Origin of the sequence: Geomonas sp. RF6, assembly GCF_021044625.1 — a bacterium.
Classification (GTDB): domain Bacteria; phylum Desulfobacterota; class Desulfuromonadia; order Geobacterales; family Geobacteraceae; genus RF6.
Window position 1 is genome coordinate 4575965 of the sequence record NZ_CP087999.1, and the last position, 25570, is coordinate 4601534.

General features: G+C 60.4%; 16 protein-coding genes and 1 pseudogene. 9 read left to right on the top strand and 8 right to left on the bottom strand.

Annotation, left to right across the window (positions count from 1 at the left end; translation table 11 throughout):
• Positions 1-196 precede the first annotated feature (196 nt).
• The 5 genes from LPW11_RS19505 to LPW11_RS19525 all read left to right on the top strand — a co-directional run bounded on the left by LPW11_RS19505 (position 197) and on the right by LPW11_RS19525 (position 10993).
• Positions 197-2977, top strand: a complete 2781-nt coding sequence (locus LPW11_RS19505; protein WP_230995538.1) for a hybrid sensor histidine kinase/response regulator — start codon at positions 197-199, stop codon at positions 2975-2977.
• Between the two features lie 21 nt (positions 2978-2998).
• Positions 2999-4375: a TatD family hydrolase gene (locus LPW11_RS19510; RefSeq protein ID WP_230995539.1), complete on the top strand. Its 1377-nt coding sequence runs from the start codon at positions 2999-3001 to the stop codon at positions 4373-4375.
• 134 nt (positions 4376-4509) lie between these two features.
• Positions 4510-6621, top strand: coding sequence for a sensor domain-containing diguanylate cyclase (locus LPW11_RS19515; RefSeq protein ID WP_230995540.1), 2112 nt, complete (start codon positions 4510-4512; stop codon positions 6619-6621).
• 283 nt (positions 6622-6904) lie between these two features.
• Entirely contained in the window at positions 6905-8980 is a 2076-nt protein-coding gene (locus LPW11_RS19520; protein ID WP_230995541.1) for a PilZ domain-containing protein, read from the top strand.
• 78 nt (positions 8981-9058) lie between these two features.
• On the top strand, positions 9059-10993 hold the full coding sequence (locus LPW11_RS19525) for an HD domain-containing phosphohydrolase (RefSeq protein ID WP_230995542.1): 1935 nt from the start codon (positions 9059-9061) through the stop codon (positions 10991-10993).
• Here LPW11_RS19525 and LPW11_RS19530 read toward each other — a convergent pair whose 3' ends face one another.
• Entirely contained in the window at positions 10994-11797 is an 804-nt protein-coding gene (locus LPW11_RS19530) for a class I SAM-dependent methyltransferase (protein WP_230995543.1), read from the bottom strand.
• A 236-nt stretch (positions 11798-12033) separates the two neighbouring features.
• Between LPW11_RS19530 and LPW11_RS19535 the strand changes: the two genes are divergently transcribed.
• Positions 12034-13299 (top strand): OmpP1/FadL family transporter, encoded by a 1266-nt coding sequence (locus tag LPW11_RS19535; RefSeq protein ID WP_230995544.1) that lies wholly within the window; start codon positions 12034-12036, stop codon positions 13297-13299.
• Positions 13300-13613: 314 nt separating this feature from the next.
• On the opposite strand, the gene LPW11_RS19540 is transcribed toward LPW11_RS19535, so the two are convergent.
• The 3 genes from LPW11_RS19540 to LPW11_RS19550 all read right to left on the bottom strand — a co-directional run bounded on the left by LPW11_RS19540 (position 13614) and on the right by LPW11_RS19550 (position 16594).
• Positions 13614-14513 (bottom strand): hypothetical protein, encoded by a 900-nt coding sequence (locus LPW11_RS19540; RefSeq protein ID WP_230995545.1) that lies wholly within the window; start codon positions 14511-14513, stop codon positions 13614-13616.
• A 257-nt stretch (positions 14514-14770) separates the two neighbouring features.
• Positions 14771-15784 (bottom strand): transglutaminase-like domain-containing protein, encoded by a 1014-nt coding sequence (locus LPW11_RS19545; RefSeq protein ID WP_230998330.1) that lies wholly within the window; start codon positions 15782-15784, stop codon positions 14771-14773.
• Between the two features lie 72 nt (positions 15785-15856).
• Entirely contained in the window at positions 15857-16594 is a 738-nt protein-coding gene (locus LPW11_RS19550; protein WP_230995546.1) for a rhodanese-like domain-containing protein, read from the bottom strand.
• A gap of 123 nt (positions 16595-16717) precedes the next feature.
• Here LPW11_RS19550 and LPW11_RS19555 point away from each other — a divergent pair, with 123 nt between their 5' ends.
• Positions 16718-17626 (top strand): selenium metabolism-associated LysR family transcriptional regulator, encoded by a 909-nt coding sequence (locus tag LPW11_RS19555; protein ID WP_230995547.1) that lies wholly within the window; start codon positions 16718-16720, stop codon positions 17624-17626.
• A 4-nt stretch (positions 17627-17630) separates the two neighbouring features.
• Here the strand turns inward: LPW11_RS19555 and LPW11_RS19560 are convergent.
• Positions 17631-17948 (bottom strand): annotated as a pseudogene (locus LPW11_RS19560) (peptide chain release factor-like protein); the annotation flags it as partial.
• A gap of 135 nt (positions 17949-18083) precedes the next feature.
• Here LPW11_RS19560 and dmpI point away from each other — a divergent pair.
• Entirely contained in the window at positions 18084-18278 is a 195-nt protein-coding gene (dmpI, locus tag LPW11_RS19565) for a 4-oxalocrotonate tautomerase DmpI (protein WP_230995549.1), read from the top strand.
• 291 nt (positions 18279-18569) lie between these two features.
• Positions 18570-19145 (top strand): flavin reductase family protein, encoded by a 576-nt coding sequence (locus LPW11_RS19570; RefSeq protein ID WP_230995550.1) that lies wholly within the window; start codon positions 18570-18572, stop codon positions 19143-19145.
• 635 nt (positions 19146-19780) lie between these two features.
• On the opposite strand, the gene LPW11_RS19575 is transcribed toward LPW11_RS19570, so the two are convergent.
• The 3 genes from LPW11_RS19575 to LPW11_RS19585 form a co-directional block, all read right to left on the bottom strand.
• Positions 19781-21838: a YjbH domain-containing protein gene (locus LPW11_RS19575; protein ID WP_230995551.1), complete on the bottom strand. Its 2058-nt coding sequence runs from the start codon at positions 21836-21838 to the stop codon at positions 19781-19783.
• Between the two features lie 354 nt (positions 21839-22192).
• Positions 22193-23053, bottom strand: coding sequence for a hypothetical protein (locus LPW11_RS19580; RefSeq protein ID WP_230995552.1), 861 nt, complete (start codon positions 23051-23053; stop codon positions 22193-22195).
• 124 nt (positions 23054-23177) lie between these two features.
• Complete coding sequence (locus LPW11_RS19585; RefSeq protein ID WP_230995553.1) at positions 23178-25142, bottom strand: MraY family glycosyltransferase; 1965 nt, start codon at positions 25140-25142, stop codon at positions 23178-23180.
• Positions 25143-25570 lie beyond the last annotated feature (428 nt).

Genomic DNA, 25570 nt, shown 5'->3' on the forward strand with positions numbered 1-25570 from the left:
TTTCACTGTTGTCGCCGCATCACTGTCATAGCCTCCCTCTTCTCCCTCCATGCCAATGCTCTATGATTCCCACGAACCCTCCTTTGACAGTCCTTCGCCTCATATTTTCGCAATCGATATTTTTTTATAGATTCCTCTCCCTCCGTACATTAAGATGCTTGACGGCTCATTAGACACACTTCCAGGAGTTACTGCTATGGAAATGCTCTCTGATTGTCGACAGGGGGAGTGCGCGGCGATGCGCGACGGCGCTGGACACGGTAAAGGTGACTACGACCTGCTCAAACGCGTCTTTCACCGGATGCGGGAGGCAGTCCTCATTCTGGACGACCAAGACCGGATCGTGCTGATCAACCAGGCCGCAGCAAGGACTTTCTTTGCCACTTCCGACGAAAAGCCCCTCATACAGAGGCATTTCGACCAACTCTCGCACGAGCTCTCCTCTTTCCGCGCGAAGAATGTCGGCGAAATCTCCCTCCAGCTGAACCTGACGACGGCAACGGGGACTGGGCGTTTCCAGGTAACGGTCGAGCGGCTCGACTCGCATGATTCCGCAGTCCTTCTCATCATGGAGGACATCACCGACCTGCAAAGGGCGCACGACGAGCTCGAGCAGAAGATCGCCGACCGCACCTTCGATCTCGCTGTGGCAAACGAGCAGTTGCAGTCGGAGATGATTGTGCGCCAGCGTGTAGACGAGGAACTGAAGGCGATGCGCCAGTTCATGTCGGCGCTTCTCGAGCACGCGCCCGTTCCTGTCTTTGCCCGCGACCGCGAGCACCGCTACCTCCTGGTGAACCGCGGGTGGGAAGAGGTGACCGGAGTCAGCCGCAAGGAGGCGCTCGGGCGCAAGCCGGAGGACATCCTGGCAAAGGACTTCGCCGCCCGCTGCAACGCATCGAACCAGACCGTCCTCGACACGAGAAGTGCCTGTCATATAGAGGATTACGTGGAATCCAATGTGGGGCGTCGTCTCTTCCAATTGGTGAAATTTCCCCTGCTGGACGACCTTGGCGAGGTGGAGATCGTTTGCGGCATCGCCCTGGACACGACGGAGAAACGGCTTGCCGAGGAGATGCTCGGCGAGAGCGAAAAACGCTTCCGCGCCCTCTTTGAAAACAGCCTCGACGGCATCCAGCTCTGCCGCCCCGACGGCACCATACTCGCCGCCAACCCGGCAGCCTGCAGGATGCTCGGCAGGAGCGAGGCGGAAATCTGCTCCATCGGCACAGACGGGATCATTGACCGAACCGACCCGAGACTGCGCCCGCACCTCGATGCCTTGATGGAGAAAGGCAGCTGCACGGGCGAGATCACCTTCCTGCGCGGGGATGGTTCCTCTTTCCCGGCGGGGATTTCCTGCTCCATCTTCAAGGACCGCCTCGGTCTCGATTCCATCGTCACCGTCTGGCGCGACATCAGCGAGCAGAAAAAGAGCGAGGCCGCCCTTCTGGAAAGCGAGGAGCGCTACCGGAACCTTGTGGAGCTCTCCACCAACGCGATCTACATCACCATCGGCGGGCGCCTTGTCTTCGGCAACAGGGCAGGGGTCAAGCTCCTCGGGGCGACTGAGCCCGACGAGGTGCTCGGCAGGGAGTTTTCCGACTTCGTCCACCCCGACTTCCGTGAGGCGGAGCGGGAGCGGGTCCGCACGGTCACCGAGGACGGCGTCGCCCCCCTCTCCATGGAGGAGCGCTATGTGGCTCTGGACGGCACCGTCGCCGACGTCGACGTAGCCACCATCCCCTTCACCTTTCAGGACCAGCCGGCGATTCTTGTCCTGGCGCGGGACATCACGGTGCGCAAAAAGCTCGAGGAGGAGCTGGAAAAGAACACCCGTTTCGAATCGATCGGCCTTCTCGCAGGCGGGATCGCCCACGACTTCAACAACCTCCTCGCCGCCATCCTCGGCAACATCTCCCTATCGAAGATGCTCACCCCGGAGCATGCGGAGACGTACCATCTCCTTGGTGAGGCGGAGAACGCTTCGCTCCGGGCGCGCGACCTGACGCGGCAGCTTCTCACCTTTGCCCGCGGCGGCGCGCCGGTCAAAAAGAGCGCCACTGTCGGCGAGCTCATAACGGAGACGTGCGCCTTTGCACTCCGAGGCTCAAACGTCTCCTGCATCTACGATATCCCTGCCGACCTATCCAACGTGGAAGTGGATGTGGGGCAGATCAGCCAGGTGGTGCAGAACCTTGTCATTAACGCTGACCAGGCGATGCCGGATGGTGGTACCATCGTGGTGGTGTGCGAGAATACCGACGCGCCGGATCACGTCCCGGCGCACCTGAAGGGGAGGCGCTGCGTGAAGATCTCCATTCGGGACTGCGGGCACGGCATTCACCCGGACCACCTGAAGCGGATCTTTGACCCCTACTTCACCACCAAGCAGAAGGGGAGCGGGCTCGGACTCAGCACCGCCTTCTCCATCGTCAGAAAGCACGACGGCTGCATCACGGTGGAGTCGGAACTGGGGAAGGGGACGGTCTTCCATATGTACCTCCCGGCGTGCGACGCCCCCCCGTCCGGGGCGGAGGCGATCTCCCCCCTCCCCTTCTCCGGCAACGGCAAGGTCCTTCTCATGGACGACGAGGAGGCCGTGCGCTTCATCGCCGGGCGCACCTTGCGGCGCATGGGGTTCGAGGTTGTCTACGCCAAGGACGGGGTACAGGCGATTGCGCTCTACTCGGAGGCGCTGCGATCGGGGGAGCCGTTCACCGCGGTGGTGATGGATCTCACCATCCCGGGGGGGATGGGGGGGAAGGAGGCGGTCCGCAGGATGAGGAGTCTCGATCCGGGACTGAAGGCGTTCGTCTCCAGCGGGTACTCCGACGATCCGGTCATGGCCGATCCGGAGGCGTACGGTTTCTGCGGGGTCATCCCGAAGCCGTTCCTCTACGAGGAGATGGCCACCGCCCTGCAACAGGTATTTGGGAAGCTTGAACTGACAAACCGGGCGGCGCGGCAGGAGTAGCCGGCCCCCCATGGAGCAGAGATGGAGCTTATAGACAGCCATTCACATATATACGGTGAGGAGTTTGCCGAGGATCTTCCCGAGGTGCTGGAGCGCGCCGGTCAGGCGGGTGTCAACACCATCATGGCGGTCGGGGCAGACCTCCCGTCGAGCATTCAGGCGGTGGAGCTTGCTGCCGCCTACGACGGGATCTACTGCTCCGTGGGGATCCACCCCCACGATGCCGCCGGAGTCACCGAGGAGTGCTACCAGAAGATCAGGGAGCTGGCCCTTGCCCACCCGAAGGTGGTGGCGATCGGCGAGGTGGGGCTCGACTTCTACCGGGACCGCTCGCCCCGCGACGCGCAGGAGGAGGTGTTTCGCCGTTTCATCCGGCTGGCGCGGGAGCTCTCCCTCCCCCTCATCATCCACGACCGCGACGCGCACGACCGGATCATGACGATCCTGAAGGAAGAGCATGCGCACGAGGTGGGTGGAGTGCTGCACTGCTTTTCCGGCGACCTGGAGATGGCCAGGGAGTGCATCGAGATGGGATTCTACATCTCCATCCCCGGCACCGTCACCTACCCTTCGAACCATCCCTTGAGGGAGGTCGTGGCCGGGGTGAGGATGGAGCACCTCCTCGTGGAGACCGACGCACCGTACCTCTCCCCGGTGCCGCACCGGGGGAAGAGAAACGAACCGGCCCTCGTGGCGCTCGCCGCCGAGCGGGTGGCCGAGGTGAAGGGACTCTCGGTGGAGGATGTCGCGCGCATCACCTCGCTGAACACGCGCAGGCTCTTCCGGATCGGGACAAAGGAGAGTGAGGACACCATCGCCTACATGATCAGGCGCTCCCTCTACCTGAACATCACCAACCGCTGCTCCAACCGTTGCACCTTCTGCCCGAAATTCGAGGAGCTGATCGTCAAGGGGCACGAGCTCAAGCTCTCGCACGAGCCGGACTTCAACGAGGTGATGGCGCAGGTCGGGAAGTACCCCGATTTCGACGAGGTGGTCTTCTGCGGCTTCGGCGAGCCGCTCCTGCGCCTCGACCTGGTGAAGGAAGTAGGGGCCGAACTGAAGAGGCGCGGCTATCGAGTGCGCATCAATACGGACGGTCAGGCAAACATCGTGCATGGGAGAAACATCCTGCCGGAGATCGCCCCCTTCATCGACACGATCTCGGTGAGCCTCAACGCCTGCGACGCCGAGACATACGACCGGCTCTGCCGCACCCCCTACGGAGCGGCAGGATTCGAGGGTGTATGCGACTTTATCCGGGAGGGGACGCAGCACATAAAGCGCGTCGTGGCGAGCGCCGTGGCGGTGCCGGGACTCGATATCGGGCGCGTGAAGGCGCTGGCGGAGAGCCTGGGAGCGGAATTCAGGGAACGCGAATGCGCGGAGGTGGGGTGAGTTTTGCGGGGATTTTTACGCCATATCACCATTTCTCCCCCTCTCCTCGTTAATTTCCCTTGAGCAAAATTAAAATGTGGCGTAAAAGAGGTTAATAAAATTTCGCACAGCATCGCGCTGGGGGCAGCTCGGGAATGGGTGGAGTAAGCACACACAATCAGCCGGAAGACCTTCTGAAGGAGCTGAGGAGCTATCCGTCTCTGGCGCCGTATACCCTCACCCTTTTCAGCTGCGGCAACGCCCTCCCCGTCACACCCGCCCCCTGCGCGCAGTCGCTGCACGACCCCCTCTGCCACGAGGTCACCCGCCACTTCCTTCTGGAGCAACACTACTCCCAGCTCGACGTGCAGCAGCCGGGTGTCTACCGTCACAGCGGGGGGCTTTTGTGCTTTGCCCTCCCCTTCCGCTGGCTCGGCGGACGCTACGTCCTTCTGGCAGACGGTGTCAGGGACGAAACGCTCGACCTGTGGCAGCTCTCCGCTGCCTGCCGCAGCACCAGTCTCGATCTCTTCTCTCTCCTGAACCATGCCGAATCCCTCCCCGTCTCCAGCATCGAGGAGATGGAGCGCATTGCCGACGAGATACAGAAGCGCCTCGCCCAGGTGACGGCGGAGGAGCGGGAAACCGTCTCCGGCACCGCGTCCCAGTCCCCCCTTCTCGCGCAGCGGCTCTCCCGGAGCGTCCGCGTGCTGGGGATGATGGACGAGGCACGCACGATGGCGGAGACGATCTCCCTTGCGGCGGAGACGCTGGGGGAATTTTTCGACTTCCCCGACATGGTTCTCGTGCTGAGAGACGACGACGGGCAGAAGTTCTCGGTGACCGGACTGTGGGGACTCCCGACAGTGCTCGACACCATACCTGCCGTCAAGTTCCTCGCCTTCGCCCGGGGGGACAGACTCAAGAAATGCCTCCCCTTCGAGGAGATGGGCCCGCTTTTCCCCGCGGTGAGGGCGCGCTGGGGAGCGTGCTTCCCGCTGCAGCAAGGGGAGGAGCTTTTCGGCTTCCTCGCCCTCTTCGACCGCAAGCTCCTCCCTGCGGATCTCTTGCAGATAGAGCTCATAACCAGCCGGGTCGGCAGCCGCCTCATGCAGATCAAGAAGGAGATGGAGCAGATCCAGGTAGGGGGGCTGTGCAGGAAGCTGAGCACTCTTACCAACACCCTCCTCGTGGCCAACTCGAAGGAAGAGCTCTACCAGATCACCTTAGGCATCGCCGCAGACCTGCTCGGCGCGACGCAGGGGTCGATCATGCTCATGGACAAAGGGGGCGATTCGCTGAATATCGTCTTCACCAAGGGGATGAGCCTGAACGTGGCCAAGTGCCTGACGCTGAAGGTCGGCAAGGGGATCGCAGGGTCGGTGGCCAAAAGCGGCACGCCGCTCCTTGTTAACGACGTGGAGACGGACGACCGGGTCGGGATGGCAAACCGCCCCCGCTTCAAGTCGAAATCGCTCCTGTGCATCCCGCTGAAGCTGAAGGACAAGATCATAGGGGTGCTCAACCTCTCCGACAAGAAGAACCTCTCCCCCTTCACCGAATCGGACCTGCAGCTCCTCACCTCCTTTGCCGGGCTCGCCTCCCTGATCATCGAGCGATACCTCCTCATGGAGGAGTCGTGCCGCTTCGAGCAGCTCTCCGTGACCGACCCCCTCACCGGGCTGTACAACCGGCGCTTCCTGCAAAGCCGCCTCGAGGAGGAGCTGAACCGCAGCCTCAGGCAGAACCTGAACCTCACCGTCGTCTTCATCGACCTCGACTTCTTCAAGGCGTACAACGACATCTGCGGTCACTTGGAAGGGGATCAGGCTCTCGTGAAGACCGCCGGGATCATCAAGAGGACGTTGAGGGACATGGACATCGTCGCCCGCTTCGGCGGGGAGGAATTCTGCGCGGTGCTACCTGCCACCAGCAAGATGGAGTCGATCGTCGTGGCGGAAAGGATCCGCGCGGAGGTGGAGCGGGAGAAGTTCCACGGTGAGGAACTGATGCCCCTGGGCACCGTCACCGCGAGCCTCGGCATCGCCACCTTCCCGGAGGACGGCCGCTCTATCGAGGCGCTCCTGCACGCCTCCGACGTCGCGCTCTACGAGGCGAAGGGAAGAGGGCGCAACCGGGTGGTCGCCGCGACCCCGGCGCCGGTGCTGGAAGATGCGGCGCTGCGCCCAGCTCCTTCTGCACCCCCCTTGGCGCCTGTCGCTCCCCCTCTCTACCTCGCGAGCTCGGATGGCAGCAGAAAAAGCTGAAAGGTCCTTTTCCCTGCACTTTTGGATACCTCTCTCCCCTCTACCGCCCCATTCTCACAGTGCCGCTCCCTTCATTCTCTCCTTTTTACCGTTTACTGATTAAAAATCGGTGGTTTTTGCCATCACTCTGTATTTTTATTGATGAAAGATCAAAGCATTCTGTGTTAGTATTCCACCGCGCTTGAATAGCCATCACTCCGATTGAATCCTCACTGGATTACATAATGCTAATATTTGATTTCAGTTACGCTATAACAGAATATTTGGAAGCGGAGTACATGTGATGGAACCTATGGAGAGCGCGCGCAGGGTTTTACAGTTGGTACGTCCCGGATCCTTGATCGACTTTCCCCAGGAAAGCGACAAGGAACTGAGCCGGGAAAAGCTCATCAACCGCCTTAACTACATCAATTTCCAGGACGGCACGCTCCTTGTGAACTTCAGACACAGCAGGTTCTCACAGGTTGTCTCCCTGGAGGCAAAGCCCCTCCCCTGCCAGGACGACTGGCTCGACTGCGCCTGGATCGATCCTGCCGAAGTGCCGCACAAGACGAAGGGAACGACCTTCGAAAACCTCTTCATCATCGATGGCTCGAAGCTCGTGGTCGTGGAGCCGACCGTCACCGGCATGAGCGAAAAAGGGATCTCCTTCCGCCTGCCGGAGACGTGCCGGGAGGTGAGCTACCGAAAGGTGCGCCGACACCTGTGCGACGGAGTGGAGGCGAGGCTGATACAAAACGGCGTCCTCTTCGACGGCACCCTCCTCGACTTCAGCGCGGTCGCCTTCCGCATCGAGGTCTCGGCGAAACGCCCGCAGCGCTTCGAGTGGGTGAACCCGGAGGCGCCGGTCAGCATCATCTTCTCTCGCGACGGGCTCACCCTCTACTCCGCGGAGTGCCGCATCATCTCCGAAAGCTTCGGCCAGAAGGCCAGAACGTACGTCCTCTCCCCCACCACCTCCCAGATGAGCCGCTTTCGCGCGAAGGAGATGCGCGCCATCCGCGAAGAGCTGGTGCCGCTGCCAAACATCATCTTCCGCCACCCTTTCAGCAACAAGATCACCGATCTGAAGGTCCTCGACCTCTCCGGCTCCGGCTTCGCGGTGTGCGAGGATGAAGAGACCTCCGTCCTCATGCCGGGGATGATGATCCCCGACGTGGAGCTGAACATCGCCAACAGCTTCTCCGCGCGGTGCGTGGTGCAGGTCGTGTATCGCTCGGTGCAGAAAAGCGGGACGGACGAAAGCTGGGTCAAGTGCGGCCTCAGTCTCCTCGACATGGACGTGAACGACCACGTGCGTCTCCTGGCCCTCCTGTACCTGGCGAAGGACCGCAACTCCTACCTGTGCAACAAGGTGAACCTGGACGACCTGTGGCAGTTCTTCTTCGAGACCGGCTTCATTTACCCGAAGAAGTACGCCTTCGTGCAAGCCAATAAGGAGAAGCTCAAGGAGACCTACCACCGCCTGTACACGGAGCACCCGAGCATTGCGCGTCACTTCCTCTACCAGGAGCGCGGCGCCATCCTCGGACACATGGCGATGCTGCGCTTCCACAAGAACAGCTGGCTCATCCACCACCACGCCGCGAACCGCTCCGAGTCGAACAACGCCGGTCTCGTGGTCCTGAACCAGCTGGCCCGCTCCATAAACGACTCGCACAACCTCTACTCGGCGCACATGAGCTTCGTGGTGTGCTACTACCGGCCTGAGAACAAGTTCCCGAACCGCGTCTTTGGCACGGCAGCGAGGCTCATCAAGGATCAGAAAGGGTGCTCCATCGACACCTTCGCCTACCTGCACTACCAGAGGGGGACCCTCGGCGGGGGGACCTTCTCCAGGGGGTGGAGCCTCGCCAAGGCGCAGCCAGCGGACCTCATGGAGCTGGAGGTCTTCTACGAGCACAGCTCGGGAGGGCTCATGCTGCACGCCCTGCACCTCGACGCCGATACCCTCGACTGCGACGAACTCACCCGCGAATACCGGCAGCTCGGGTTCCAGATGGAGCGCCACATCTACGCTCTCAAGAAGGACGGCGTCCTGAAGGCTGTCGTCCTCATCAACCTCTCCGACATGGGGCTGAACCTTTCGGACCTGACGAACTGCATCCACATCATCGTGCTGGAGGGGGACGAGCTCGGCACGGAGGTGCTGAACCAGGTCCTCGGGATCCTGACGGTGAAGTACGAGCAAAACGAGCTTCCGATCCTCATCTATCCGACGACGTACGCAGATGCCAAGGGGGTGAGCTACGAGAAGCAGTACGTGCTTTGGGCGCTCAACATCTCCCACAGCGGGGCGGATTTCTACAAGTACATGACGCAGCTTTTGACGCGTTCCGGCAAGAAGAAGCTCCCCTGAGATGGCGGCAGGCGCGCTCTCGGAGAGGTCGAGGCGGAGCGTACAGATCGATGAAATAACCGGTTGTGAGGACGTTCCATGGAAGACGCCCCGCTGTACAACAGCAGGATCGTAAATACCTACATAAAGCTCATCAAGAGCCGCTACCACTTCGTGAATATCAGCGAGCTTTTGGAAGCCGCCGAGATGACCCCCTACGAAGTGGCGGACCAGGGGCACTGGTTCTCCCAGAAGCAGATCAACCTCTTCCATGACCGTCTGCAGAAGATGATCGGAAACCCCGACATCGCCCGGGAGGCCGGGCGCTACGCAGCATCCCCCGACGCCATAGGGGTCATGCGCCAGTACTTTCTGGGACTGGTCGGGCCGACGAAGGCGTACGAGATGGTCGGCGCCGCCGTGAACAGAAACTTCGTCAGATCTTCCGTCTACTGCTCCAAAAAGCTCGCCCACAACAAGGTGGAGATCACCGTGACACCGCGCCCCGGGACCCAGGAGCGCTACTTCCAGTGCCAGAACCGTATCGGCTTTTTCGAGGCGGTGGCCACAGGTTTCGGAATCAAGCTGCCGCGTGTGGAGCACACCGAGTGCGTCTTCAAGGGGGCGAGCCTCTGCCGCTACGTCGTCTCCTGGGAAGGCTCCCGGTCAAGCTTCTGGGAGATGACCCGCAACGCGACCGCCCTCGCCTCTCTCTTTCTCTTTATGGCCGCCATGCGCTTCGACCCCCACCTCGCCCTGGGCACCGTCGTTCCCGCCTCTCTCGCCACCACCTTCCTCTTTTCCACCCTCGCGCTCAGATGTGAAAAGCGGGCGCTCCTGGCGAACCTCGAGAGCCTGAACGGCGCGAGTGACCATCTGGTGGACCAGATAAACATCAACTACAACAACGCCCTCGTCACCAACGAGGTCGGCCAGATAATCAGCAGGCAGACGAGTATCGACGACATCCTTGCGAGCGTCGTGCAGGTCCTCGGCAAGCGCCTCGACTTCGACCGGGGGATGCTCCTCCTCGCCAACGAGAAGAAGGACCGCCTCGTTTTCCGCGCCGGCTTCGGCTACCCGGAGAAGTCCTTCAGCGTCCTCAGCACCACGACCTTTCACCTGAACCGCCCCGAATCGCAGGGGGTCCTCGTCGTCTGCTACCGCGACCAGAAGCCCTTCCTGGTGAACGACGTGAACGAGCTCGAGGGGACCCTCTCCCTGCGCAGCATGGAGTTTGTGAAGAAGCTCGGCTGTGAGTCCTTCATCTGCTGCCCCATCATCAGCGAGGGGGAATCGATCGGGGTCCTCGCGGTGGACAACCCGAAGTCGAAGCGCCCCCTGGTACACAGCGACATCAGCCTTCTCATGGGGATCGCCCCGATGATCGGCATCAGTATCCACAACGCGAACCTCATGGAGGCCAAGTTCCGCCAGTTCAGCTCCTTTTTGAAGGTCATGGCGGCCTCCATCGACGCGAGGGACCCCCTCACCGCCGGCCATTCTGAGAAGGTCACCGAGTACGCGGTGGGGATCTGCCAGGAGCTTCGGCTGTCAGCTGCGGAGCAGGAGATGATAAGGGTGGCGGCGCTTCTTCACGACTACGGAAAGATCGGGGTGCCGGACGCAATCCTCAAGAAGAACGGGCGCCTCACCGACCTGGAGTACGAGATCGTGAAGACGCACAGCTACAAGACGCGCGACATTCTGGACCAGGTTAATTTCGAGGGTATCTACAGCCAGGTGCCGGAGATTGCCGGCGCCCACCATGAAAGGATCGATGGGACCGGCTATCCGAGAGGTCTGAAAGGAAGGGATATTCCGCTGGGGGCGAAGATCATCACGGTCGCCGACTTTTTCGAGGCGGTCACCTCGAAGCGCCACTACCGCGACCCGATGCCGACGGCCGAGGCGTACCGCCTGCTTCGGGAGGGGAGCGGCAGCCACTTCGAGGGGAGAATCGTCGAGGCGCTGATCAGCTACCACCAGAAGAGGACACAGGGGCACAACCTCAAGCTCGTGCAGTCGATGTAACTACCCCTTCACCCCTCTGCAGCAGATGATCGGGGTGTAGGTGAAGCGGCGCGGGTCGGCGAAGAAGGTCTGGAATTCCAGGAGGAACTCCTCGAAGCCGCCGGGGTATTCGGCGAAGTCGTACCCTGAGTTGCGGGCGGCGACCTCCACCTTCTTGGTCCAGTTGAAGTCGTCCGACACCTTCAGCGGTCCGAAGATCTGGTGGTGGGCGGAGACGTTCACGTCGATGTCGTTGAAACCGAGATCGTACAGGTAGGAATAGAGCTTGCGCCCGACGTAGGGGTCGAAGTTCATCCTGGACTCCAGTATCCCCATGACTGCGTGGATCGCCCGGTCCATCCGCTCCGAAAGGCCGTAGTGGCACAGGCAGTTGTGGTCGAGGTCGATGAGCAGGAGGGTGCCCCCCGGCTTCAGCATGCGGGAGATGTTCTGTACCATCTGGAAGCTCTCGGCGCGGTAGTACTCGAGGAGAAAGCGGACCCAGATAAAGTCGAAGGTGCCGAGATCGTCCAGCGGCTGGCGCGCATCGCGGCAGACGAAAGTGGCGCCGGTGTCGCCGTAGTTCGCACTGGCATAGCTCACCCGCTGCTCCGCGATGTCTATCCCCAGCGCCGAGCCACCCGGCTGAACCAGCTCGTGCAGCTTGTACGTAGTCTTACCCGCGCCGCACCCGATATCGGCCACGCGCATCCCCGGAGCGATCCCCGCCCATAGAGCCTGCCTCTCCGTTACCGCGTTGTCCGTCTTCACGTCGAGACGCTTGGACTCGTCCGAGCCCTCCATAATGTACTTTTTCGAGGTCATTCTTTCTCCGCAAGAGGTTTGGAATTTGTATCCGGTCATTCTTAGCACAGATCCTCATCCTGTTCAATGGCGGAACAATAGCCGTTCCCGTACATCTTAATTAGAGCTTTACACGGGAGCGCGGACGATGGTATCTTTTTTCGCCTCAAGTTTCCCCGGTAACGGCCGAATCGAAATGTAGGGAGATACACCCGCCACACCTTTTCAATTTGCAGTGCTAGTTTCAGGAGGAGATTATGAAAGTTCAGAAAAGGGCGCTCGTCGCAGCGCTGCTGACAGCACCCATGCTTGCCGCCATCGGCAGCTTTTCCACGGCCCACGCCTCAGGATTTGCGGTTTTCACACAAGGGGCGTCTGCCCTGGGGCAGGGAAATGCAGTCACAGCCCACGCGGACGATCCGAGTGCCGTCTTTTACAACCCTGCACTTATCAACAAGCTCCCTGGCACGCAGGTCTTCTTCGGAAGCACGCTGATCAGCACCAGTCGCGAATTCCGCAGCTCCACCACCGGCACAGAATACGAGCCTGACGCAAAGTTGAACTACCCGACGACCCTGTACGTCACCAGCAAGCTCAACGACAAGTGGAGCGTGGGGCTCGGGGTGTTCAACCCCTTCGGGCTGAAGACAAACTGGGGGACCGAGTGGGAGGGGCGCTATCTCGCCACGAAGTCGGAGCTCACCACCTACAACGTGAACCCCGTCGTTTCCTATCGCATCACCCCTGCCCTCACCTTCGCCGCCGGTGTGGACGTGGTCTTTCTGGACGCAAAGCTGGAAAAGCGCCTCCTCGTGCCGGTTGCCCCCGGGGTATTCACCGATGCCTCGAACAAGTTTGAAGGTGATGGTACCGGTGTCGGCTACAACGTCGGCGTCGCCTACGATATCAACAAGGACCTGAGCGTCGGCCTTTCCTACCGCAGCCAGGTCGATGTGGACGTCGACGGCACCGGACAGGCGCAGATTCTCGCTACCGGCACGGAGATCGTGAACGCTCCGGGGCACAGCAAGATCAAGCTGCCGCAGCAGCTGACAGGCGGCATCGCCTACCGGGTGACCGAACCGCTGATCGTGGAGGCGGGATTCCGCTGGGAGGGGTGGTCATCTTTTGATGAACTCGCCATCACAGTGGACACGCCGACCCCGACGAGGACAGTCACGAGGCGTGACTGGAGCGACGCATGGGGCGCCAACGTCGGCGCGAAGTACAAGCTGAACCCCAATGTCTCGCTGCTGGCCGGCTATGTGTACGGCAGCACTCCCGTGCCTGACAGCACCTTCGACCCGACGATTCCCGATGCCGACACCCACATCTTCACCGTCGGCACCGACATGCAGATCAAGAAGTTCCGGGTGGCGCTCGCCTACGGCTACCAGAAGCTTCTTGAGCGCACCAAGGACAACGACATGGACCCTGCCCTCCCCGCCGGTCTGAAGGCAAACGGCACGTACAACACCGACGCCCATCTCTTCGGCTTCAGCCTGACCTACCCGTTCCGGTAACCGCTGGAGCAGCAGACGTAGACGAAAAAAAGACGCCCTCGCATCGGGGGCGTCTTTTTTTGTCTCTTCGAACTTCACTGAGCGGACGGCAAACAACGTGACTGCTGGCAATACGTCCCTCCCCTTTCAAGGGGGAGGACAGGAGGGGGATGGGGTTCTGCAGAACCAGCTTCTACCCCATCCCCACCCTGTCCCTCCCCTTGAAAGGGAGGGGACGCCTTAGTTCCTGCTCTACCAGAGGAAACAGTCTCTTTAGGCTCGACGGAGATCTCCAAGTGGTGCGAAACGTTTAAGCGCAGCGGTGGGGGCGCGGCCTACTTCGCCTTCGCCACCTTCGGCTCCAGATCCCGCATCAACTCTTCATACGCCATGAGCGACTTCACCAGCGGGGTGTCTTTCTGTACCGTGTCGGCAAAGACCTTGAACCGGCCGTTGAACCCCTGCGCCCTGTTTCTTAGCGCTGTAATACTGTCCGCGAGGAACCCCTTCTCCTTCTTGTCCGTCTCCCCCGACTTCACCAGCGACTTTGTCTTCGCCCAGTATTCGTCGGTGGAGCCGATGTAGTGATTGATACTCTCCAGGAACGCAAGAGACGAAGAGGAGAGCTCGGAGGTGGCGGCAAGACGCTGCTGCACCTCCAGCATCGATTTGAGCAGCTCACCGTCCGCCAGCCGCACCAGTTCAGAAACCTTCGCGGGGCTCACCCCCTTCGCAGGATCGAGTGCATCGACACCGGAGATGAAGCGTTGCGAGGTTCCGAGATAGTTATTGATCGATACCGAGGCGTTGCTGAGGGAGATGGCGGCATTTGAGACGAATTTGGCGAAGCCTGAGGCCTGTCCTGCATAGGGGATTGGGAGGACCTTGGCAAAGCCGGCGGCGGCGGAGCCTGCGGCAAGGTACTTGTTGTACCCGGCGATGTTGTTGGACATCCACTTCACATACCCCTCGAAGTCGGCCATTCCCTGACGCTGCTGCCGGACATCGGCGGCGATCTCTTTCAGGCGCGCACAGGTTTTGACTGCAAGGGCGGACGAGGTAATGCTGCACTGCTGCAGCACCTTCAATTTCTCCTGGAGCTCCTGGTTTTCCTTCGTGAGAGTCGCTATGGTCTCCGTCGCCGGAGCATCGGCAGGAGTCGTTTCGGCATAGGCGAAAGAGGACGTCAGAGACGCCGTGATGACGAAAGCGGTGAAGATGGTGCGGAGCTTCATGGTACCCTCCTGGGGGGGAAGTCACAGACAAACCTGTATCTAATAACGCAATCGGGAGGCGGAGACAAGGGTAAAAAGGGGAAGAGGAGGTATTGGGGGGCGACGTGCAGAAGTGTGGTTCGATGTCGGCCGGAATAAGCGGAGCGTTTCCGGCAAACTGTGCTGCATCATATGGTTGGCTGGCGCCACGCCGGGAACGCCTGCGGCTTATCCCGGCCTACGAAAAAGGGGACAGACTCGTGCCTGTCCCCTTATCCTTACTTCTCGCTGTAGCGTATCTGGTAGATGAAGGTTTTCGGGTCGTAGAAGTCGAGAGCTGCGCCACCTACTTCAGCATAGGGGTAGCCGAAGGTGTTGAGGGGGGCTCCGGCCTGGCGCGGATTCAGCACGATGTCGCGCCCGGAGGCGATCTTCACCCGATACGGGTCGATCCCGCCGAAGAAGTACTCACGGTACTCCTTCGTCTTCGCGTCTTCCAGTTGCAGCTTCTCCACGAGGATCGCTTTCCTCACGTCGGCAGGGTCGACCGGGACCCACCCGGTGCCGGGGAGGAAGAATTCGACCCAGCAGTGCTGCCATCCGGTGATGTCTTCTTCAGCCTTTTTCCCGAGGCGCACGCCGAAGACCTCGCGCGCCGGCACACCTGCAGCGCGTGCCAACGCAACATAAACTGACGAGATGTCGGTGCACTTCCCGCCCGGCGTCTTCAAAAGCTGGCAGACATCGCCCTTGCCGCAGCCGCGGGTGGCAGGATCGCGGTACATGTTTTCGCAGGTCCAGTCGTAGATGGCGCGGGCCTTCTCCAGGACGGTCTTTTTCCCTTTGGTGATCTTCGCGGAGAGCTTCTGCACCTCACCGTCCGTCGGCCCCAAGGTCGTCGGCTTCAAAAACTCCGCGTAGTCCCCCTTGTTCCACTGAGGCTCGGCGCTGGAGAGGTTACGCATCTGGATCTCCTGACGCTCTACCTTGAAGGAGAATGCCAGCTTGCGGCTGGCAGCAGCCTCCTCCCAGCGGGCAAAGAGGATCGGCGTACCGGTCGCGCCGTCGGTGTAGACGGCGGATGACGCGAAGTCTCCCGTCACTTTCACATCACTGATCGTCTGGTTCTGGTCGGAAACCGGATACGGCACCCAGAGTTTCGCCTCTTTACCGGCGGGCTGCTTGGAGAGGTCCACCTCCACCGTCACGACTCCACTGCGGCTTCCCGCCCACGCGGCAGGTGCGGCTGCAACGGCTGCCAAGGCAACCAGCATCAGTAGCAATTTCTTCATCACCATCTTTTTACTTTCTCCTCTTGTCTTCGATTTCATGCGGCCTCTCTTTCATCACCGGCCATCAGGCTCCTATTTGGCAATGGGGAGTCCGGCATCCTTCCAGTCCACGTACGTTGCTTCCAGGAGCGCGTCGTATCCCAACTTCTCCAGCTTGCGGTACGCCTTTGCACTTCTCTTTCCGGTATTGCAGTACACGATGATCCCTTTATCCTTCGGCAGGCTTCCGGAGTTGGCGGCAAAGGTCCCGAGCGGGATATTGACGGCGCCCGGAATGTGCCCGCCGGTAAACTCCTTCGGCTCGCGGACGTCCACCAGCACATACTCGGCCTGCTTCTCTTTCAGGAGTGTCGCAAGGTCGTTCGGGGCGACCCTCACCGTCTTGATCTTTTTGTCGTAGCCAGGACCTGTGACGATCGGCATCCCCTTCTCTTCCCAGACCGGGAATCCTTCGCTGTAGAGAAGAAGGTTCCGAAACCCCGCCGCCTGCGCCTTCTGCGCCACCTTCTTGCTCTTGCCGCACTTGACGCCGTTGCAGTAAAAGACGAGCTGCGCGTCGTTGTCCTTGGGGAGTGACGAGAGCGCGGCATCAAAATCGTCTTCCTGGATGTTGATGGCGTTGACGATGTGCGCCTCTTTGAACTCCACCGGGGTCCGCGCATCGACAAGGGTGAAGTCGCGCCTCGAGTCCATCATCTCCTTCAAACCTTCAGTGGAAATGACGCGGAACTCTGCTGCCCAGACCACGGAAGCGGCAAAGAGCATTACGATTGCAACTGCACACGTGAGTACAGTCCTGAGCGATGTCATTCAGCCTCCCTTTTTACCAAAGCCATTTTTGTGAGAGAAATTAATAATCTATTGACTCACCTCAGTCAAATGGATAAATTCGATAGAACCGATTGCATTCATTGACAATGACGATAGGAACCTATGAACCTGAAACAGTTGGAAGTATTTTTGGCGGTGGCGGAAAGCGGGAGTTTTTCGAAAGGGGCGGAAAGCTGCTTCATTACCCAGTCAACCGTAAGCCAGCACATCTCCGCTCTCGAGAATGAATTCGGCCTCAAGCTCCTCGACAGGACCGGGAAAGGAGCCTTGCCCACGGCGGGGGGAAAGGTGCTGATGGAAAGGGCAAAGCGTGTCGTGGATGCCGCTCGGGAAATTCCGGTAGCACTAGCACGCTTCAAAGGTGTGGAGGATGCCGAGCTCAAGATCGGCGGAAGCAGCATCCCCGGGGAGTATCTTATCCCCACTCTCCTTCCGCTTCTCAGTGCGAGGTTTCCCGGGATCACGGTCACGGTCCTGCAAGGGGACAGCCGCAGCGTGCTCGCTATGGTGGCCGCAGAAGAGGTGGAGATTGCAGTCGTCGGCGCCCGTTTCGAGGACGACGCTCTCGATTTTGCTCCGCTCGCGCAGGACGAGGTGGTCTTGATCGCACCTGGAGATCACCGCTGGCGCGATGCAGTCATCGCTGCAAGCGATCTATGCTCTGCGCCGCTGGTTATGCGGGAGGCGGGGTCCGGGACGGGGAAGGCGATCCTTGAGACGCTGCGGGGGTGCGGCATCGAGCCGGAATCGCTAAAGATAGCTGCGCGGCTCGGGAGCAACGAGGCTGTAAAGCGGGCGGTACTCAATGGCCTCGGAGTCTCCTTCGTCTCCGCGAAGTCGGTGGAGCGGGAACTGGCGCAGGGTGCACTGGTTCAGGTTCGTGTTGAGGGTCTGACGATCACACGGGAATTCTTTCTCGCAAAGAGAAAGGGAAGGGAACTCTCCCCAGCGGCCCGCGCCTTTGTAGCGATCATGGAAGAAGGAGCAGGTGCGACTGTGGCGACGGGGTAGGAAGTCATTCCACCCTCCCCCGCATTTTCTTTCTTTCCGAAACCACCTTCTTTTCCTTCAGTCTCTTTTCCTTCACGCCCCGTGGGACCTTCGTGGCGATCCTCTTCTTCACCTTCATCGCCCTTTTGCGCAGCATCTCGCGGAGACGCTCCAGAGCCACCTCGCGGTTCTGCGCCTGCGACCTGCTCTCGGTCGCCTGCGCAACGATCCCTGTCGGGAGATGCCTTATCCTCACCGCCGAATCGGTGGTGTTGCGGTGCTGTCCGCCGGGGCCGGAGGCCCGATAGAACTCCACCCTGATATCACTGTCCTTTATCTCGATCATGCTCACTTCCTGTCACTGAATATTAGCCGGCGCGATGATAGCACAGATGTGCCCGTGACTTTATTTTTACATTCACATAATCTTTTGCTAAAGTGCGCGCTTTGAAATCACAGCTTGCAGAGGAGGTGCAAAATGCCAGTTATTACAGTCGATATCGGGATGTTGGACAGCAGCGAAAAGAAAGCCGAATTGGTGAAGAGCCTCACCAGCGCCGCGAGCGCCGCCACGAAGATCCCGGAGGAGAAGTTCATCGTGCTGATCAAGGAACTGGAGAGGGACAACATCGGGGTCGGCGGCACCCAGCTCTCCGCATTGATGAAGAAGTAGGGTGAGGCTTGCGAGGCGGAGAACTCCCTGCGGCTCCGCCTCTTTCATGGGCTCGTCGGGAGATTCCCAGGGCGGACATTTAAGCTAGGCCGTCGGCATCGCGTCCCTCCCCTTTCAAGGGGGAGGACAGGAGGGGGATGGGGGTCGCCCCTTACCTCTGACCCCATCCCCACCCTGTCCCTCCCCTTGAAAGGGAGGGGACGCCTGAGCTCCCGTTCTACTCGCAGAAGACGGGCTGAGGCTGAACCCGTTCCCTGAATTCCGGATGAATATCTAATAAAGGAGAAAAGGATGGAGAAGAAATCTTTGGGGGCAAAGCCGATGGGGGCGCCGGCCCCGGTGTGGCTCGTCGGGACCTATGACAGCGATGGCAAGCCGAATCTGGTGACGGTAGCGTGGGGGGGCACCTGCTGCTCCGATCCGCCGGCCCTTACCATTTCGCTGCGCAAGTCGCGGCACAGCTACAACGCCATCGTGGAGCGGAAGGCTTTCACCGTCAATGTCCCGAATGAAGCGCAGGTCGTGGCAGCAGACTTCGCCGGCATCGCATCCGGCCGCGACACCGACAAGTTCGCCTCCGCCGGGCTCACTCCCGTGAGAAGCGATCTGGTGGACGCGCCGTACGCGGCGGAATTCCCCCTGGTATTCGAGTGTCGCCTCCTCCAGATCGTTGAGGTGGGGATTCACACGCAGTTCATCGGCGAGATCGTTGACGTGAAGGCGGATCCCTCAATCCTCAATGAGAGTGGCGTGCCGGATGCAAAACTCCTTCGCCCCGTCGCCTACAGCCCTGCCACCCGCACCTACTACGGCCTCGGCGAAACCATCGGGCAGGGATTCACCATCGGCAAGGAGCTCATGAAGTAGCACTCCCCTCCCCCGCTCCGCGCGTTGATACAGAAACGGACGCCTCACCCGAGGCGTCCGCTCTTTTTGCTTCATCTGGGAGTTTCCCAGGACCGAGAGTTTGTTGCCCCTCCAAGATGCGAGGCCATGCTACTAGGTTCCCCCCTTCGCCCAGATTCATCCGGGAACTCCGTGGGAGCGGGGGTACATCGCCACGAAGCACTGCAGAAGGCCTAACGTTCCCCCCTTCGCAAAGGGGGGGCAGGGGGGATTTGATCTTCAAGTCTCCTCCAGAACCGCAGCCCGTCTAACAGTACATCTCGGTCGTCGAACCGCCGTGCTGCGGCAGTCTAAAGATCAACGACATAGCCACCACCAATTTTGTGCAAACTGGTATCAAAAAAATGCTTGAGACCACAGCAGTTGCGCACTTTGCAGGACGGTCTGGCCAAGTCAAATCCCCCCTGTCCCCCCTTCGCAAAGGGGGGACGCGAGGCCTCCTGCGGCCCTTCATTGGAACATACTACGGCTTCCCCGGAATTCTTGGATGAGCCTTCGCAAAGGGGGGGACGCGAGGCCTCGTGCAGCGGTTATGGAGGCGTACTCCTGGCTCCCCACCATTCCAGGAAGAACCTTTCTTAGATATTCCTGCCTGTTTATTCCTTCGGCCGGTACTTCTCGTACGCCTCGCTCATGCGCTGCAGATTCTCCAGGAGGTAGCTCCTGTTAAGGCGATCCCTGTTGAAGTAGACATTCTGCAGGTTCACCGATGCCTCCGGATTGATGCCGATCGACTGGTGCAGCACGGAGTTCGGCCCTCCTGTGGATATGACCGTCTCCTGCGAGTAGCTCCATTCTTCCGTGCCGCGCAGCTGTGCATACAGCGGTTTCATGTCCTTGCGCGGTGTGAGGGGGAACGAAATCTGGACCCCCCCGACCTGCCAACGCTTCCCTTCCTGCGTCTTGGCATTCTTGTAGTACGCGGAGAACGCGGTGTCGCCGAAGAAGCGCTTCAATTCCGCCGTCCCCCCCGTATCCTGCTCCCAGAAACGCCCGGCCGTCCCTTCCAGGAAGACGTTGAGCGGGCTGAAGTAGTAGCGGTATGAGCCGAGATATACTTCACTCTTCGCGTTTGTTTCGGAATTCTCGCCGTACGCCTGCTTCAGCCTGAACCGGTGCTTCCCTTCGGGAGAGGTCCACATCATCTCATTCAGCGTGCCGTTGATGTCCCCGTAGATCTTCCCTACCCCCGCCTGGGCGTAGAGAGATGGGGTGAGCTTCACGGCCTGGAAGAGCATGGCGCGCTCCAGCCGGGGGTCGTGACGCGCCCGCCGGTACAATTTGCCATCTTCCAGGTTCTCGCTCCAGCTAAGCGGGATGTCGCCCCGCACGTTCACGATCGCCCCCTTCCACGGTGTGACGAAGAGGTCCGCCTTCAGGGAGAGGAGGTAGTCGAAAAGCCCCACCTCGGTACCCACGAAAGTGGTGAGCCCGGGCCAGAGGACAACGGTCGGCTTGAAGTATGACGAGATCGTCTTCCCGTCCACGAAGCGGGCCTGTGCAAGGTCGGCCTCCGTGCCGGTGGCAAGGGACTCCTTCAGCTTTCTTTCGTCTCCGTAGAAGAAGTCCTGCAGGTCGGAGAGAGGCGCGGAGACCGTCATCACCTTTATCCCCTTGCGCTCGATGACTGCGCTGACGTGGTCTATGCCGTTGCCGAGGATCTCTGCAGCGCTCCCGAAGACGACGCCGAGGGCATCGAGCTCGTTGTGGTTGAAGACGTTGTTCTCGTAGACGATGACGGCCCTGTGCCTGTCGATGATTCCGACGCGCACGTCCTGCAGCCCGGTCGCGGTGAGCCTCTTTTGCAGTTCGGAGAGTGAACTCTCATCGGCTGGCGCTGCCTCCGACGCCTGCTGGTCGCCCCCCTCTTCCCCGGTCGCCCGCGCCACAGGATGGCGCGCCTCAAAACGGCGCTTCGTCCCCTCCCGCGCTTTTTCCTTCAGAGAAAGTGGGAAGTCGAGCGAGAAGGCGAGGTCGATGTTGCCCGGATTGCGGTTCAGTGCGCTTTTGGCGGTGAACTGAAGCTTTATGTCGCGACGGAAGAGCCCCGGCGTGCTTATCTTCACCCCCGCGTTGGTGTCGCGGGTATCGTGTTCGGCGAGGAGGTGCACCCAGTCGCACAGCGTGACTTCGGCGCCTCCGAAAACCCCCTTCATCCGGTCCGGCCCGGTGCCGTATCCGATCGTGGCGCGCAGGGGCCCGAGGGTCTCGGTGGCAACGGCATACTTCGTCTGCAACCAGGATGCTCCCCCACCGACGTCGGCCAGACCGAACGCCACATCGGGAAGGTAGTACCCCTTCGGGATGAACGGGACCTTCACCTTCACGTTTGCAGAGAGGTCGCGCATGAGCCCGGGCGCCTCTGTCAGCCGCCCTCCGAGCTCGACGATGGAGAAGAAGCCGACGTTGAAAAAGTAGTTGTCACCGTACGGCACCTGCTTCGGCCATTCCACATTTTTCTGGTTGGAGTACGAAAGGACCATATGCCCTTCCTGCACGACACCTGCATCGGGGATGTTCAGGAGACCGCTGTACCCTTGCATGGAGAGGGTATTGGAAAACGGTTCTGCACCAGCGAAGGCAGGGATGAGGAAGAGGAGGAACGCTACCCCGCTGAGAAGTGCGACGAGATTATGGTGGCATCTGCTGATCATCTGGCGGAAATCCTTTTGTACTTGAGATCGACGGCGACGCAGCAGTCGTCCCTCCCCAACCGCTGCGGCCGACTTTTCTGTTGATATCTGATCCCGCCACGCGGATGTACTTCCTTCAGCGGAAGAGTCAGCGAGTCTCGTTCCCAAGGTCCACCTTGGGAACGTACCTGGGTGCAAAGCTCCGGCTTTGCATCCGCGTCAGCGGCAAACTTTAACGCCCGTACCTTGCGAGGCGGAGCCTCCAGGGGCAAAGCGCGTTCCCAAGCTGGAGCTTGGGAACGAGATGCGGAGAACCTGGGTTAAAAAAAGGGGGAAGCTCAGGCTCCCCCCTTGAAGTTGTCGAGCGGGCCGACCTTACTTGATCCCGCTGGTGCCGCCGGTTCCGCCGGTGGAGCCGGTGGTTCCACCCGTTCCGCCGGTGCCGCTCTGGACCGGAAGCGCCCCGGCCGGGAGCGCATTGGCGCCGGTTGCTGCGGCAGTCGTGGCGGCGCTGATGGTGCTGACCAGGGCCGGGACCGCGCTGACGATCGCGCTGTTGGAAGTGATGGCGGTGCTCACCTGGGTGGTGATGGCGCTGGTGATCTGCGAAGCGGTCGGTGCGCTGGCGGTGGAGAGGGTCTGCACTGCAGAGATCAGAGCAGAGGTAACGGCGCTGTTGATCGCGCTCTTTACGTCGCTCGCTGCGGAGGTGTTGGCAGCGGTCGAGAGAACGGCCCCGACGGCCTCGGCAAAGACGATTGCTGCAGAATTGGCGTCGGTCTTGACAGAGAAGTCAGCAGTCTTCAGATCGCTCACACCCATCTTTGCAAGAGCAGCGGCGAGCTGCGTTTCCACGTCGGCCTGCTGCGACGCGGGGGCGGAAGCGACGATGGTGGAGAGCGGGGTGATCTGGGAGTACCCAGCCGGAGCGCTCAGCGGGGGAGCGGCGACAGCGGTCCCGGCGGTTCCGTCGGCGTTGAGGGGGATGTAGGTCCCTCCGGTAGTGGTGAACGGCCCCTGTGCGGTGATTGCAAAGACCCCGTTTGCGTCGGTGGTGGCAAAGACGTTACCATTTTTGTCACGGACGGAGGCGCCGGAGACCGGCCCTTTTACGACCTTCCCGGTGGGGGTCACGCCAACAGCGGAGCCGGAGTCGGAGCCGCACGCAGCAAGACCCGCGAGGCTCCCGAGGAGGAAGCCGCCTACTACCAGTTGTTTCAAATATCCTTTTTTCATCTTGTCCTGCCTCCTTGGTTTTTTTGGTGCTTCGCACCTGTGTGTATGATCCCGTCGACGCCCAAAGGCTCTGCAGGGGTCGGTATCTTTGCGGTCGCACCTTCGTCGCGGCGCGCCGCTTCATCTATCTGCTCGAGCGGTAATTAACCGGGTAGCGCTTCTGCCACATCGGGCCGGCCGGGGCAGGTGTGCCGCTCCCCGCACCGTGGCGCTCAGCGATCGTGTCGAATTCGCCATCCTGCAGCTGGAACCACCAGAGCACCCGGTATATCGCCTCGGGGTGCCATACGGCGGCAGAGCGCCTCTGCCAGCGCACCAGCTGCATCCGGTACGGGCGCAGCGGCCGGAAGTGGAGGACCCTTTGCCATTTCTCCCTTTGCTCCAGGAAACCCACCTTCACCCCATACCCCAAGAGAACGAGGAGGCAGACCGTCTCCACCTGCACCATGTAGGCAAGAAGGGCGAGCTGGGTAACCACCACGAGGCTGCGGCTCGCGGTCGCCCTGCGCGTCAGCGTCATCTTGTAGGCGATAAAGAGGATGATCGATTTCCCCACCACCGTGAGGAGGTGGTACTGGCTCAGCATCGCTTGCGGCAGGAAGGGGACGGTGAGGACCATGAGAAGGATCAGGTACTCGAGCCCCGAACTCACCAGCATCCCTTTTTTACGCCGCAGGAGTACTTCGAGTCCCTCCAGGACGAAGAGAACCAGGAAGATGGCGTGGGAAAAGAGGACGACCCTGACACCGAGGAAGACTTCGTTTCGTGCAACGTTGTCCAGCGAGAAGACGAGGAAACCGCCGACGAAGTAGAGGGTAAAGACGAGGAAACGGTTGCAGTAGTCTCCCGTGATCAGGAGAAGAATCAGGGAGAGCGCCAGGAGAATCGCCGCGATAGACGGGGAAACCAGCCCCTTCTGCGCCGGGATGAGTGCCGACATAAGGAGCACGAGGATCGTCAGATACTTTATGGTCGCCCGCAGGTAGCGCGAGAGATAAACGGCGCGGCGGCACGCCCTGGTGCGCGCCTCCCACAGGGAAGGAATGATCCGCCTCGTGTGAATGCCGTGACGCATGAGGGTGGCCATCAGCATCCTGAAGGCGATGTAGAGGGCGGGCGCGCCGACAAGGAGCGTGGTGGCGAGCGCGAAGTCAGGGAGCTTCCTCGTGAAGAGAGCCATGACGCTGGCCATCTGGCTGAGGCAGTAGACGGTAACCACGGCCGACTTGTGCTGCATCCCGGTGTTCAGCAGACGGTGATGGATGTGGGTGCGGTCCGGCGAGAAGACCCCCTTGCCGTTCCTGACCCTGTTGAACATGACAAAGAGGGTGTCGAGGATCGGCACCGCAAGGATGATGAAGGAGGTCATCTCCGAGTATCTCCCCGCGCTTCCGTTGATGAGGCTTATGGCGAAGATCCCCATGCAGTAGCCGAGAAAGAGGGAGCCGCAGTCCCCCATGAAGACGCGGGCGGGATAGGTGTTGTATTTCAGGAAGCCGAAGAGTGCGCCGACCAGTGCGGCGGACATGCCGAGGAGCCACACGTTGCCGGACTTGTAGGCGAGAACCCCGAAGGCGACGGTGCAGATGGCGGTCACCCCCCCTGCCAGGCCGTCGAGGCCGTCGAGCAGGTTTATGGAGTTCATGATCCCTACGATGGCGATGACGGAAAAGGGGATGGCGAGTGCGCCGAGTGCGAGTTCGCCGGTGCCGAGGACGTTGCCGAGGGAGTCGAGGCGTATCCCGCCGATGAGGACTGCCGCGAGAGCTGCCAGACCTTCACCGAGAAACTTCTGCCGCGGCGAGAGGGTGATGAGGTCATCTATGAGGCCGGTGAGAAAGATTATCAGGGCGCCGAAGGCGAAGCCGAGGGATTGCTGCCGCCACGGGATGAAAACGATGAAAGCGAGGAGAAAGGCGAAAAAGATGGCGACTCCGGCCAGTCGGGGCACTTCTCGGTCGTGGAGCTTGCGGGCGTCGCGACAATCCATGCCACCGATCCGCACCGCCATCTTCGAGACGGGTGGGATCATGATCAGCGACGTAAATAACGCTGCAAGACAGACATAGAAGTATGAAATCGGCGCCATTCTGAATAACCTCCACCACTGAACCGGCGATAGTTCTTAAAACCAGTGGTTTACCTTAAACCCTCTTTAAAAAATCACTAACAGTGACTTATCCGTCACTTATAAAGAGTCTTCGGCGAGGTTCTATGCGACTTTAGCTCTTTTTTGTCAGCTATCCGACGAATACGGTTAAGATTTTACAATGCAGCTGCGGTTGCATACTGTATTCACGCGTTTCCTGATACTGCGACCGCTCATGTGAAATAGATCTAATACTGCAGCGAAGAAGGAAGGTACTAGTCGACTGTGGCTTATGACGGGTCATACAGAGAGGGGAAAAGAAAAGGGAGACGGCCTGGCAGCTGTCTCCCTTTTCTTCATTTATTGGACGTGTCGAAATGTAGGCCGGAATAAGCGAAGCGTTTCCGGCAACTATCGGCTGGCGCCGA